General features: G+C 70.0%; 2 protein-coding genes. Both read right to left on the bottom strand.

The window, feature by feature from the left end:
• Positions 1-487: class II aldolase/adducin family protein (locus tag OOT08_RS17490; RefSeq protein ID WP_325094138.1), on the bottom strand; the 487-nt coding region annotated here is incomplete at its 3' end.
• Positions 488-637: 150 nt separating this feature from the next.
• The coding region (locus tag OOT08_RS17485; protein ID WP_442916282.1) for a GntT/GntP/DsdX family permease at positions 638-994 on the bottom strand (357 nt) is incomplete at its 5' end.

Below are 994 nucleotides of genomic sequence, written 5' to 3'. Positions count from 1 at the left end.
AGCCGTGGTTGGCGAGGATGACGCCGGGGCTGAGCTCGCCCGCGGCGCGGATGCCCTTGGCCATCGCCGGGTCGCCCGGGCGGTGATACGGGACCATGGGCACGGTGCGCCCGAGGCGCATCACGAAGTAGGGGGTGAGCGGGGGCAGGCCCTCGGTCTCGGCCTCGGGCAGGCAGCTCCACGCGGTGACGTAGGGCGAGTGCAGGTGCACGATGGCCTGCGCGTCCGGCCGTGCCTCGTACAGCGCGCGGTGCATGAACACCTCTTTGGAGGGGCGCTCTCCCCCGACGTGCTCCCACGCCTCGTTCAGCACCGACAGCTTCTCAGGGTCGAGCCGCCCGAGCGAGGAGTTCGTGGGCGTCATGAGATAGCCGCCCGGGATGCGGGCGCTCAGGTTCCCGGCGCTGCCCACGGAGAAGCCGCGGTCGAAGAGGCTTCGGCCGAGGGCGACGATCTCGTCCCGGAGCTGCTGGGTCTGATCCGACATGGCGGGAATCCTCCTACGGGGAATGCGTGGCAAAACGGGTACTGCGGTGCTGGGGTTGTCGTGGCGGGGCCTCGCGCCCCGGGAACCCGCCGGCAGGATGAAAGGGGGGATTCCTGCCGGCGGGCACCGGGGGCGCGAGGCCCGCGTTACCTAGAAGAAGATGTCGGCGACGATGATGGCCACGAGCGCAACGGCCCAGGCCAGCGTGGTCGGCACCGACCAGGTGAGGATCTGGTGCTTGGCGTTCTTCACGCCGAGCATCCGGTTGACGACCCAGAACAGCGAGTCGTTGAAGTAGCTGAACACCATGGCGCCGAGACAGGCGGCCTGCGCCGCGAGCGCGAGGTTCACGTCGGGCATCTCGGCCAGCAGCGGCGCGGACAGCGACGCCGCGGTGATGATCGACACGGTGCCCGAGCCCTGGACGAGGCGCACGAAGCTGGCAATCAGGAACGGAATCAGGATGGCGGGCAGCGGCAGCCCGGCGACCCACTCCCCCACGAGCTG

It is taken from the genome of Leucobacter sp. M11, assembly GCF_035726885.1.
Lineage (GTDB): Bacteria > Actinomycetota > Actinomycetes > Actinomycetales > Microbacteriaceae > JAPFRB01.
The sequence above is the reverse complement of the archived record's forward strand: the minus strand, read 5'-3'. Positions and strand labels throughout refer to the sequence as shown.